Source organism: Methylomonas lenta, assembly GCF_001644015.1.
Taxonomy (GTDB): domain Bacteria; phylum Pseudomonadota; class Gammaproteobacteria; order Methylococcales; family Methylomonadaceae; genus Methylomonas; species Methylomonas lenta.
Genome location: NZ_LUUI01000110.1, coordinates 1 through 12468 on the forward strand (window position 1 = coordinate 1; position 12468 = coordinate 12468).

The window sequence follows — 12468 nt, forward strand, 5'->3', positions numbered from 1 at the left end:
ACTTAATGGCAGTGACGCCAAGCGTAGGAACGATGCGCTTGGGTATCGGGAAGATATTTCCAACCATATCCTTAAATGTATTTTAAATCCCAGACCAACCCGCAGAATTCAAAGCAAGATCTAAATTTAAACTAACTCAACAGCTGCTGCTACGGATGACAACAAACCAGTAAACGTCTTTGAAACGATATTCAAATGTCGTTCTTATCTATGCTGGTATTCATGGTCAAATAGGTGATAGACGCGACACCAACCTGGAGCGTCTTATCGGTTATTGCTGCTGTCTTTGCGCTTGGCCTCGATGGTTTTACTAACAGCCAGTTCGAGCCCAAGCGGCTTTATCCCCAAAACCTGTGGATAAAGCTGTGACAATAGCGTTACAAAGGCTAGTAAGTAACTGTTTTAACAGAAGAAAACTTAAAATGCTTAAATATTGGTCAGCCTATACAATCTTCAATTTTCTCCGCCTAATCTCAGACATAAACTCCCACAGACCATTCAATCTTCAAACATTCAATCGCTTGCTTCATATGCACTGCAACTTAACTAACATAGATCCTAGCTCAGCATCAATCACCGCGCTTTCTGCATCCTAACTAAACGAAGCCTTTTCCAGGTAATTATCACCCGGCAATATCTGTTAAAATGCTTGTTTTTTTTAATCGCAGCGCTTTACAGTATTCTTTCATTGCCTACACCAGCAACGCGTTTGCACCTCAACCCTCGGATACACTCTTGATTTCTACCGCTAACATCACCATGCAATTTGGGGCTAAACCCCTATTTGAAAATATTTCCGTTAAATTTGGTAACGGCAACCGCTACGGCTTAATTGGCGCTAACGGCTGCGGAAAATCCACCCTGATGAAAATTCTCAGCGGCGATCTGGAACCTTCAGGCGGCAACGTCAGCGTTGCTCCCAACGAACGCCTAGGCATTTTGCGTCAAGATCAATTTGCCTACGAAGATCAACGGGTACTTGATGTGGTGATGATGGGACATGCCGAAATGTGGGCCGCCATGTCGGAACGTGACGCCATCTATGCCAATATGGAAGCCACTGAAGCTGACTATATGCACGCTGCTGAACTGGAGTCGGTGTTTGCGGAATTTGGTGGTTATACCGCTGAATCCCGTGCAAGTGAATTACTGCTGGGTCTGGATATCCCTTTGGAACAGCACGCAGGACCGATGAGTGAGGTAGCTCCGGGCTGGAAATTACGTGTATTGCTGGCGCAAGCGTTATTCTCCAATCCAGACATCATGCTACTGGACGAACCAACCAACAACCTGGATATCAACACTATCCGTTGGCTGGAAAACGTACTCAACGAGCGCGAAAGCACCATGATCATTATTTCGCATGATAGACATTTTTTGAACAGTGTATGCACTCATATGGCCGACTTGGATTACGGTGAACTTAGAGTGTATCCTGGAAATTACGACGATTATATGACCGCGGTGACGCAAGTCAGAGATAGTTTACTGGCTGGCAATGCCAAGAAAAAAGTCCAGATTGCCGAGCTACAAACCTTCGTCGCCCGCTTTTCTGCCAATGCGTCTAAAGCCAAGCAAGCTACGTCACGCGCAAAACAATTAGAAAAAATCAAACTGGATGAAATCAAGCCTTCCAGCCGGGTTAATCCTTTCCTTCGCTTCGATCAAAGTAAAAAGTTACATCGTTTAGCATTGGAAGTAGAGAATCTAAGTAAGGGCTATGGTGAACAACCTTTATTTAAAAACTTGAATTTAATGATCCCGGTCGGTGAGCGAGTCGCAGTGATAGGCCCTAACGGCATTGGTAAATCGACTTTATTAAAAACCCTAGTGGGTGATTTGACACCTAACACCGGCGAGGTGAAATGGTCGGAAAATTCAGACATTGGCTATTACGCTCAAGACCATGCCGAGGATTTTGCTGAAGATTTATCTTTAATTAACTGGATGAGCCAATGGCGCAAAGAGTCTGATGACGATCAAACTATCCGAGGCACTTTGGGAAGACTATTGTTTTCGCAAGACGAGATCAACAAATCTGTCAAAGTATTATCGGGGGGGGAGCAAGGCCGTATGTTGTTTGGTAAGTTAATGCTGCAAAAAAACAACATTATGCTGCTGGACGAACCCACCAACCATTTGGATATGGAATCGATCGAGTCTTTAAATAGTGCGCTGGAACAATATCCCGGCACACTGATTTTTGTCAGTCACGACCGGGAGTTCGTATCTTCATTAGCTACTCGCATTATTGAGCTAACACCTAACGGTATCGTTGATTTTAACGGTAATTACGAAGAATATCTCAACAACCAAGACTTATAAAAACCAACTTAACCGACTGTTTTTCGAAAGCCAAATTAGTCGGTTATTTCACCGGCTAATTACCGATAAATCAAGCACCCAACTTACATTTTGAGGTATCATGTGCCGCCTTTTCAATTGCTTGTCCTGCCATGAAAATAGGCCCTTATCATTTACCCAATAATGTTTTGCTCGCCCCTATGGCCGGCATTACCGATAATCCGTTCCGTCGGCTATGCACACAATTCGGCGCAGGCTTAACGGTATCGGAAATGGTAATTTCCCATAGCGAATTACAGCACCATCCACGCACCTTACAAAAAACCGATTACAGTGACCAATCCGGTTTACGTTCGGTGCAAATTTTGGGCACAGACCCACAATTAATGGCCGCCGCCGCTCGATTAAATCAAGATAGAGGCGCACAAATCATTGATATCAATATGGGCTGCCCGGCTAAAAAAGTCTGTTCGGTCGCTGCCGGCTCGGCCTTACTTAAAAATGAATCACTGGTCGAACGCATTTTGACGGCGGTTGTCTCGGCGGTAGACGTGCCAGTAACCCTAAAAATCCGCACAGGATGGGACCTAGCCAGCCGAAATGCCGTCAAAATCGCCCGCATCGCAGAAAACAGCGGCATCCAGGCACTGACCATACATGGCCGCAGCCGAGCGTGCAAATTTAATGGTAATGCAGAATACGATACGATTAAACAAGTGAAGCAGGCCGTCAGCTTGCCTATCATTGCCAACGGCGATATCGACAGCGCGGAAAAAGCCCGCCAGGTCCTGAATTATACCGGGGCAGATGCCATTATGATCGGACGAGCCGCACAAGGAAAACCCTGGATATTTAAAGAGCTACAGGCAAAACTTTCTGACCATGAAGCTTATTATCCACCTTCCTTGTCCGAGATCAAAAACGTCATGAATCAACATTTGGATAATTTATACAGTTTTTATGGAAATACCAGTGGTGTTAGAATTGCTCGTAAACACATAGCTTGGTATTTCGATCAACTCGGCAACCTACCCAGCGAGCAGAAAAAACAAATCAACCTGGCACAGCAACCAGCGCAACAACTTGCATTGGTCAACGCCGCGTTTCACTTCATCACCCCACGAGTCGCTTAGATGAAAGTAGAATCAACTAAACTTCCCCATGAAACAGTTCACAAGCTGTCTGATCATGTGCGCCAATCCGTTGCAGACTATTTTGCTCATCTAGATGGTCACGATTCTTCAGGTTTGTATCAACTCGTATTGACTGAAGTTGAAAAACCATTGCTGGAAATGGCTTTAAAACATTCCGATTTCAATCAAAGTAAAGCCGCCAAAATTCTAGGCCTTAGCCGCAGCACTTTGCGCAAAAAGCTGGATCATTACGGCATAGTCTGATTTCTTTAATTTTTTCCTATCATGAGGTTTACATGCATCCCCCCTTGGGTATAAATAAAAAAGTAACTCGAGCGCTAATCAGCGTATCCGATAAAACCGGCGTCCTGGAATTTTGTCAGGCACTTAATCAATTGGGCATCGAATTACTCTCCACCGGCGGCACAGCCAAACTATTGGCCGAAAACAATATCGCAGTGACTGAAGTGTCGGATTACACAGGCTTTCCGGAAATGATGGATGGTCGCGTTAAAACCCTGCATCCCAAAATCCATGGCGGCATTTTAGCCCGCCGCGGTATCGATGACGCAGTTATGGCCGCTAATGCTATCCAGCCAATTGATATGGTGGTCGTAAATTTATACCCATTCGAACAAACCGTCGCCAATCCTAACTGTGATTTGGAAACGGCGATTGAAAACATCGACATCGGCGGCCCTACCATGATCCGAGCCGCAGCCAAAAATCATGCCGATGTCGCTATTGTGGTTGATCCGGCGGATTATGCCGCCACTTTGGCCGAACTCCAAAGCAACGCTGCCAGCCTAAGCCACGATACCCGCTTTAAACTGGCATTAAAAAGCTTTGAGCATACCGCCCGTTACGACACAGCCATCGCCACTTACCTGAGTAAAACCCTCAGCACAGAGTTTCCTGAAACCCTAAATCTGCAATTTCATCGCTTGCAAAACATGCGTTACGGTGAAAATCCGCATCAAAACGCGGCTTTTTATCAAGAAAAGCAACCACAAGTGGGTAGCATTGCCGCCGCTAAACAATTGCAAGGTAAAGAACTTTCTTACAACAATATTGCTGATGCCGATGCCGCTTTAGAATGTGTGAAAGCGTTTTCCGAGCAAGCGACCTGCGTCATCGTCAAACATGCAAATCCCTGTGGCGTCGCCATCAGCGATACCCTATTAAACGCTTACAACCTGGCTTACGCTACTGACCCTACCTCGGCCTTCGGCGGCATTATCGCGTTTAACCAGGAACTGGACGAAACCACTGCTGCAGAAATTACCGGACGTCAGTTCGTAGAAGTGATTATTGCTCCAGTCATTAGTGAAGGCGCTAAAGCCGTCTTGGCAAAAAAGCAAAACATCCGTGTACTGGAATGTGGTTACTGGAACCAAGCTACTTCAACTGCGTTGGACTTCAAACGCGTAGGCGGCGGTTTATTAGTCCAAGAAAAAGACACCGGCAGCATCACTGCCGCAGATATTAAAATCGTCAGCCAGCGTATACCAACCGAGCAGGAAATGGCTGATCTGATGTTTGCCTGGAAAGTCGCTAAATTTGTAAAATCCAATGCCATAGTCTACTGCAAGAATGGTCAGACTATTGGCATTGGTGCCGGACAAATGAGTCGTGTTTATTCCGCCAAGATTGCAGGCATTAAAGCCGCCGATGAAGGTTTGGTTGTGCCCGGTTCTGTGATGGCATCCGATGCGTTCTTCCCTTTCCGCGATGGAATAGACGCAGCAGCTGCAGCAGGAATCACTGCGGTGATACATCCAGGCGGCTCAATGCGCGACCAAGAAGTCATTGATGCAGCCAACGAACACAACATCGCCATGGTGTTGACCGGCATGCGGCATTTTAGACACTGATTGCTTTAATCAGATGCCTCATTAACTTGAGGCATCTGCAAGGCTTAGCAGAACACTTATTCTGCAGACTTAAACTCAGGCACCAATTGTTTAAGCAAACCTAAAATACGTTGTTGATCCAGACCTTGGCAAGCCTGGGATAATTCATGGATGTGCTTAAACCAAACGTCACTATCGTAAATCCGAGCTTTGGCCAATCGCAATTTACTGTAACCGGTTTCCATTAACTGTTCTTCATCATGAAACAACTCTTCGTATAATTTTTCGCCGGGTCGTAAACCGACAAAATCAATCGCAATATCCTTCCCAGGCAGCTTACCGCTTAAACGAATCATTTGTTCGGCCAGATAGACAATCTTAACCGGCTTACCCATATCCAAAACATACACTTCACCACCTTTGCCGACGGCTTCTGCCTGCATAATGAGCTGACAAGCTTCCGGAATGGTCATGAAATAACGGGTAATATCCGGGTGTGTAACTGTCACAGGACCGCCAGTCCGGATTTGCTCACGAAATAACGGCACCACACTGCCTGCCGAATCCAGCACATTACCAAACCGCACAGTCGTAAAACGAGTAACACTGGCTTTGTCCAAATTCTGACACAAAATCTCTGCAGCTCTTTTAGTTGCACCCATCACATTACTCGGGTTAACTGCCTTGTCGGTAGAGATCAGCACAAAACGCTGAACACCCGCTGAAATAGCCGCTTCCGCCAATGTCTTAGTACCAATCAGATTATTATGCACTGCCTCCCGCACCTGCCCTTCTAATAAGGGTACATGCTTATAAGCAGCTGCATGAAAAATCACATCCGGATGCTGACCTGATATGACCTGCTCGACTGCTAAAGCATCTGTCACATCCCCTAGCACAGCCAAATGCAGCAATTGCGGAAACCCTTTAGTCAATTCTGCGTTGATTTTGTACAGATTGAATTCACATTGATCGAAAATAATCAATTTACGCGGCTGAACCTTGGCTAACTGTTTACATAATTCGGAACCAATCGAACCGCCACCGCCAGTGACTAATATGGTTTTGTCATGTAAGTTTTGTTGGATACGCGGCCAATCCAGGCGCACTGGATCGCGGCCAAGAATATCCATAATGGAAACTTCTCGAAGATTGGCTTTAGTCACAGAAACGCTAAGCAATTCTTTCACTGAGGGCAAGGTCTGAAATGGCACGTCGCAGGCTTCGCAAATTTCCACGATACGGCGCATTTGAGTGTCACTGGCTGATGGCACCGCAATCAACACAACTTCGATCTCCCATTGCTCGATCAAATCAGGCAATTTTTCCACGGCACCAGCCACGCGGATACCACGGATTTCGCGTCTGAATTTACTCGGCATATCGTCTGCAAACACGACAGGGATATAGCCGCTATTCGCATTGGATAACAAGTCTCTGACCAACATTTCGCCCGCCGAACCCGCACCGACTATCAATGCCCGTTGCCCAATCCGCTCTACAAATGCCCGTTCTTTCCAAAATCTATACACAAACCGTGGAATACACAGCAACGCCAACAAAATCAGCATATATAAAGGCATAACAGAACGTGGTAAGCCTTCTAACCGACTATAAAGAAACAAAAACCCAGCGATAAAGAATATCCCCGCCGACACGGACTTGGCGATACGCACTAAATCCGGCATGGAAGAAAAACGCCAAACCCCTCGGTATAACCCAAAGGCCCAGAATGCCGACACCTGAATTGCAATCACTACCGGCAAATATAAAAGTGCCGAATCAAAATATTCATCCGGGATCACATCCAGATTAAAACGAAACCAATAGGCGGCAAACCAGGCCAATGGAACCATCAATAAATCGTGGATAAAAATAGACGTGCGTGAGCGTAGTTTTAAGCTCATGATTGATTCCAGTCGGCCTGACCAGCCTTGAATAAATAAGCCAGAAACAATAAGGGACTATAAGCTAAAGCCATACCAAGCAGAGCATATGCCGGATACAAAAATACCAGCAGCGAAATCGGTAGCAACCAAAACAAATTAATAACCCAGCAGGCTAACAGCACAGGTAAATGACCATATTGCTTGGCGGCACGCTGAAAGGTATGTGAACAATGGGCTTCATACCATTTTTGTTTGCTACAAAAACGATACAGCAAGGTGTAAGTCGCATCGACCACGAAAATACCAAACAAAATCAAACCACAATACAACATAACCGCTGCTTGTTGCGCAGCCATCAGCACTAGTATCCCTAGCAATAAGCCCAAAAAACCACTACCAACATCACCCATAAAGATTTTGGCTTTTGGCCAATTCCAACCTAAAAATCCCAATGAAGCTGCTGCCAGACTGATAGCCAGGAAACACAAAGTCCGATCTAAATAAAATGCATAACCGGCTAAAGCCGTTGCAACAAACAAAGATTCGGAAGCGGCAATCCCATCGGTACCGTCCATAAAATTAAATAAATTTAAAAACCACACCAATAAAAACACACCGACTGCATAACCCAGCCAACTCAAATCTACCATCGATCGATCCAGCATCCAATCCAGCGGTGTTGGCAGCAATAATAAAGGCATACCGTGCAACAAAACCATTACCAGCATTGCAGCCAATAAATGCGTTAAAAATCGCCAGCGTGCTGGCACATGCCCATGATCATCAAAAAAACCAATACCAGCCACTAATAATGCGGATAGAAACACCAGCATAGTCTTCGCATCCAGCCCCTGAGTAATAACTAATAACAACATAGAAAATACAAAAGCCAGCACGATTGCTAATCCACCACCTCGGGGAGTTGGCACAGTATGCGAACTGCGTTGATTGGGCATATCCAAAATTTTACGCGATAAGGCGTAATAACGAATCAATCCGGTCAGAGCTATCGAAACCAGTAATATCAATACAAAATGAAATATCACGTTATTTTAAATTTAGAAAACGGACAATGTCAGGCAAAGAGGTTTGCAGAGAATGTTGTGGCATAAAACCCAGTTCGCGACGGATTTTAGCAGAGGAGTAACAGGCGGAACCGGTTAATTTTAGCAATGCAGCACTATCGAAGGGAAAACGTCGTCCTATCAATTGACCAATTACATCACCTGATTTTGCCAAAATATTTAACAAACTAAGCGGTATCTCCCAAGCTAGAGGGGTTTTGCCCAAAGCAGCCCTAATCCAATTGTATATTTGCCGGGTAGAATAATTAGTATCGTCTGTAACAATATAAATTTGTCCAGCCGCTTCCGGTTTTTTGGCCGCCAAAAGTACTGCCTGTAGCACATCATCCACATGCACCATGGAACGGGAATTATGTGTTTCCGGCAAAGGCGGAAATAATCCACGATGTATGGCTTTAATCATACGCGGTAGATTTCCTTTTTTGGTATTGCCATAGACCATACTGGGACGAATCACCACAGGATGCGGCACATAATTGCCATGCAAGACGAGTTGTTCAGCATCATATTTTGACTGCCCATAAACGCCATCAGCTGGAATTCCAATGGCTTCGTCCATAGGTTGCTGATCACAATCACCCACCGCTTTTACGCTACTCAAAAATATGAAGCGCTTGACACCCGCCTGTTTGGCAGCTTGCAAAAGTTTACGGGTACCCTCGACATTAACACGCTGGTACTGCAGTTCATTGTCTAAATTTTCTGCTGTATTGTGCGCTATACCTGCCAAATGAAAAACAGTATCGATGCCAGTACATAATCCACTCGGACAATCATCAACAGCCAGATCCATCTGAAAGCCTTGTTCATCAGGAGTTAATGCAGAATGACTCAGAACTCGTACATTAAACCCTTGTTGACTTAAAGTGTGACATAGCCTGTTGCCAATAAAGCCTTTAGAGCCGGAAACTAAAACATTTGGTTTAATTAGATGAGGCATAGCTATGAAATACCGAGGTCGGAAAGAATTTGCATGTTAATTTTACTAACATCATATTTGTTCTGTGCAAATTGTCGACTCTTAGCACCCATTTCGCTGATTAATTCAGGTTGTTGTATGAATGCCATCATTGCGTCAGCTAACAGATTGGGACTTCGTGGAGGTACTTTAAAACCATTTATACCTTCCTCTACAGTTTCTCTACAACCCACAGTGTCAGAAGTAATGATTGGGCGCCCCATTGCCATAGCTTCCATAATGCTTCTTGGCAACCCCTCTCGGTAATAAGAAGGCAAGACAAAGACGCTGACACGTTCAATCCAATCGCGAATATCAGAAACATGTCCAGGACAAACTATAAGCCCCTCGGTCTGCCAAGCATCAATTTCTGCCTGGGAAAGAGACTCTGGATTGGCATCTACTGAACCAAGTAAAAAGAAACGAACCTCAGGATGCATAGATTTAACCAATCGCGCAGCCTCTACATAGTCATAAACGCCTTTTTCACGCAATAAACGTGCAACCATTACAAAACTCACAGGCTGAGTCACTGGAGGTTTTGAGGAAAAATGATCAAGATCAACCCCAATACCATTTAATAGCGTAACTTTATTGTGATCTACCATTCCAGTTTCTATAAAAAGACGCTTATCATCAGGGTTTAAAAAAAACACCCTATCAGCAAAACGCAAAGAAAAACGATATAAACAAGTAACAATAAATCGTAATAGGATTCTCAAATTAGAATTAGATTGATAATCGTTGAATACAAATCCGGCACCTTCAATCATTGCAAAGCGATTTTTCACACCTACAATGACAGCTGCAAGCGTTCCATAAATAACTGGTTTAATAAAGTATGCAAAAATTGCATCAACCTTTAAATCACGCAAAACAAGTAATAAACGAATGCTATCGAAAAAATCCCTAATAGGATTAAAGCCTGCTCGAGACAACCGAAAATCAATAGGCTTTGCACCTAGCTCTAACACTTTACCGCGCGAAACAGCATCATAATCAGGGGCTAAAGCAAATACAGTGATGCCTTGACTAACCAACAAGCGGATCAACGATCCGCGAAAATTATAAACAGAAAATGCTTGGCTGGTTATAAAAGCCAAGCTTTTAATATTATAAATATTTAAGTTATCCTTTTTGTTCAACATTTAAAGTAGCAAGATTGCCCTATTTAATAAATAGCATGGTAAAAATATAAAATTAATAACGATTAATCAAAATCATTAATCGCATTAAAACATTATCAAAAGGTCTTTGCCGCCATATAGAAAATGATGAAGCAAGCTTTAATCTTTCGAAAAAAGAGGTTTTACCTCGTAAAATAGAACACAAAATAACTAATTTCTCAATTGGAAGATCGGAGCAGAACAAGCTAAAAAATGCAGCAGCTTGATCAGAAAGCCTAAATAAGCCATTTTTATCATCCCGCAAAAAACGATCAACTCTACGCTGAATATCGCCAAGGATTGTGGTGGCAGCTCCAACAACATTACTTCCATGCTGACGATACTTGATACCCGAATAATCATCCCAATAAACTGTGCCATAACAAGATATAACTAGATAAAGCCACCAATCATGCATAAGACAGTTTTGTGGTAATTTAGATAGTGTTAATTTTCTTGCGGCATTATTTATAACAACAGTACAACCAGTAGCGATGTTTTCAACTAGTGCATTTCCAAAACCAATATTGTTTGGAACCCTAGACCAACTTAAATGAATTAAATTTTTATCAACGTACTCAAGACGAGTACAATAAAGTAATGCATTATCAGACGGTATAAGATCGAGTTTATTGACAGCACGATCGATTTTTTCTGGAAGCCAGACATCATCTTGATCGGCAAAAGCATAATAATCAAAATCATTACCTGCAACATCCAGCAAAGAAAAGAAACTGTTAGCGGCGCCTAAGTTTTCATCTGAATGAATTAATTTAATATCTAAATTATCTTTATATTGATCAATAATACTTAAAGTGTTATCAGATGAACAATCATCCCTAACAAATAAGGTAAAGTTTTTAAAATATTGAAAAAATAAACTTTCTAATAATTCTCCAATATACTCTTCACCATTATAAGTTGATAACAGTACAGCCACCCTAGCTTTAATCATTCCCACTAGCCCTTAGCAACAAAATTAAAAATGTATATTTACACACTTTTCCAGTGAAGAACATTTAACAAGAATAATGAATCAACGAAATACATCTTTAACAGCACTTTTCCACCCATTAAACTGAACATAGAAACCATTAAAAAAAAGAAATAATATTCGATATACTCTCAGATATCGTGGATATCTTATCAAGTCGATTCTGGCTGTAATGGCTACATTCTTTTTGTTTAATTCAGAAACGGCATAGCACAAATTAGCAGATGAAAATATTACACTATTTTCAATAGAATCGAATTTTTCTAATCGTTCTATAAACAGATTATTAAGTAGAATTTGCTCACACCACCCATGCCGACAATCCTTGAGACCGAATGTTTTCAATGCCAACAGCATTGGAAAATAAACTCTTTTATTTGCGGCCACGCTACTCTTTGTGACATTACAAGCATGCCTACGATACAGTTGCATTTGTTGAGGCAAAACCATTCTTACTGCAGATAGAATTGCTAGTTTATTTATCCACAAGTCATGACTAAATAACTTAGAGTTTGGAAAAGGTAATACAAGCTTCAAAAACTCTGAACGTATTGCCGTTGCACAACCTGCAATGTAAGCATCCTCACTAAGTCCATTGAACTTAGAATTTGAAAGCTTAGAATGCAAACGCTCTTTACAATACTCATCTGATACAAAAGAATCATTTATAATCAGCATTATATCTGGATTATTATTAAATGCAGTTTCAACCGAATATAACTTCTCCTCTAACCATACATCATCCTGATCGCTTAAAAAAACAATATCCCCACTACAAAGCGAAAGAGCTTTTTCAAAATTTTTAGAATATCCAATATTTGATTCATTGCTAAAAATACGCACACTAAAAGGAGCGTATTTTTTGAACCTATTTAATATATCAATAGTATCGTCAGTTGAACAATCATCACAAACAACCAATTCATCGGGCTGACGAGTCTGCCGAACAAAACTATCAAGTTGCTCCTGAAGATATTTCGAACCATTATAAGTTGTCATCGCAATAGATATCGTCATTATGATTTCCTGCGAACAATTATGTTAATAAATTCTAAACAAAATATGTGAATAAATAGAAAATTAAAC

General features: G+C 42.4%; 10 protein-coding genes. 4 read left to right on the forward strand and 6 right to left on the reverse strand.

The genetic code is table 11. The features are described from left to right. Positions 1 to 735 precede the first annotated feature (735 nt). The 4 genes from A1359_RS12250 (at position 736) to purH (ending at position 5311) form a co-directional block, all read left to right on the forward strand. Positions 736 to 2325, forward strand: a complete 1590-nt coding sequence (locus A1359_RS12250) for an ABC-F family ATPase (RefSeq protein WP_066983143.1) — start codon at positions 736 to 738, stop codon at positions 2323 to 2325. A gap of 131 nt (positions 2326 to 2456) precedes the next feature. Next, complete coding sequence (gene dusB, locus A1359_RS12255) at positions 2457 to 3437, forward strand: tRNA dihydrouridine synthase DusB (RefSeq protein WP_066983115.1); 981 nt, start codon at positions 2457 to 2459, stop codon at positions 3435 to 3437. Continuing rightward, a complete protein-coding gene (locus A1359_RS12260; protein ID WP_066983118.1) occupies positions 3438 to 3701 on the forward strand; it encodes a helix-turn-helix domain-containing protein in 264 nt (87 codons plus the stop codon). Positions 3702 to 3733: 32 nt separating this feature from the next. After that, complete coding sequence (gene purH / locus A1359_RS12265; RefSeq protein ID WP_066983121.1) at positions 3734 to 5311, forward strand: bifunctional phosphoribosylaminoimidazolecarboxamide formyltransferase/IMP cyclohydrolase; 1578 nt, start codon at positions 3734 to 3736, stop codon at positions 5309 to 5311. A gap of 56 nt (positions 5312 to 5367) precedes the next feature. On the opposite strand, the gene A1359_RS12270 is transcribed toward purH, so the two are convergent. From A1359_RS12270 to A1359_RS12295, 6 genes are all read right to left on the reverse strand, one after another. Beyond that, positions 5368 to 7197: a polysaccharide biosynthesis protein gene (locus A1359_RS12270; protein ID WP_066983124.1), complete on the reverse strand. Its 1830-nt coding sequence runs from the start codon at positions 7195 to 7197 to the stop codon at positions 5368 to 5370. Beyond that, entirely contained in the window at positions 7194 to 8225 is a 1032-nt protein-coding gene (locus tag A1359_RS12275) for an MraY family glycosyltransferase (RefSeq protein ID WP_066983127.1), read from the reverse strand. Before A1359_RS12275 ends, A1359_RS12270 begins: the two co-directional genes overlap by 4 nt. Position 8226: 1 nt before the next feature. Beyond that, the gene (locus A1359_RS12280; RefSeq protein ID WP_066983130.1) at positions 8227 to 9204 is read right to left on the reverse strand and encodes an NAD-dependent epimerase/dehydratase family protein; all 978 of its coding nucleotides are present in this window, start codon (positions 9202 to 9204) and stop codon (positions 8227 to 8229) included. A gap of 2 nt (positions 9205 to 9206) precedes the next feature. Then, positions 9207 to 10370: a glycosyltransferase family 4 protein gene (locus A1359_RS12285; protein ID WP_066983133.1), complete on the reverse strand. Its 1164-nt coding sequence runs from the start codon at positions 10368 to 10370 to the stop codon at positions 9207 to 9209. A gap of 52 nt (positions 10371 to 10422) precedes the next feature. Then, the gene (locus tag A1359_RS12290) at positions 10423 to 11343 is read right to left on the reverse strand and encodes a glycosyltransferase family 2 protein (protein WP_066983136.1); all 921 of its coding nucleotides are present in this window, start codon (positions 11341 to 11343) and stop codon (positions 10423 to 10425) included. An 81-nt stretch (positions 11344 to 11424) separates the two neighbouring features. Beyond that, complete coding sequence (locus A1359_RS12295; RefSeq protein WP_066983140.1) at positions 11425 to 12399, reverse strand: glycosyltransferase family 2 protein; 975 nt, start codon at positions 12397 to 12399, stop codon at positions 11425 to 11427. Between the last annotated feature and the right edge of the window lie 69 nt (positions 12400 to 12468).